The 524-nt window shown below is 73.9% G+C and carries 1 protein-coding gene; it reads left to right on the forward strand.

All coding sequences use genetic code 11. From position 1 onward, the window contains the following. Positions 1 to 524, forward strand: a 524-nt coding sequence (locus tag CLD20_RS20075; protein ID WP_304504373.1) for a calcium-binding protein, incomplete at both ends; no start/stop codon positions are given.

Here is a 524-nt window from a genome sequence, read left to right on the forward strand (position 1 = left end):
CGCGCTGCGCGGCGACGCCGGCGCCAACCTGCTGCGCGCCGGCTCGGGCAACGACCTGCTCGAAGGCCGCGGTGGCGCCGACACCCTGGTCGGCGGTACCGGTACCGATACCGCCAGCTACGCCGGTTCCGCCGCCGCGGTCAGCGTCAGCCTGGGCACCGGGACGGGGCAGGGCGGCGACGCCGCGGGCGACCGCCTGCAGGAGATCGAGAACCTCGTCGGCTCGGGCGGCGACGACCTGCTGATCGGCGACACCAGCGACAACCGGCTCGCCGGCGGCGCCGGCGACGACGAGCTTGAGGGTGGCGCCGGCGCCGACGCCCTGAGCGGTGGCGATGGTCGCGACACCGCCAGCTACCTCGATGCCCAGGCCGCGGTTGTCGTCAGCCTGGCCGATGCCGGCATCAACACCGGCGAAGCCGCCGGCGACAGCTTCGAGAGCATCGAGAACCTGGAAGGCTCCGAGTTCGACGACCAGCTCGTCGGCGACGGCTACGACAACGTGCTCCGGGGCAACCCCGGCA

Source organism: Afifella sp. IM 167, assembly GCF_020144925.1.
Classification (GTDB): Bacteria; Pseudomonadota; Alphaproteobacteria; order Rhizobiales; family Afifellaceae; genus Afifella.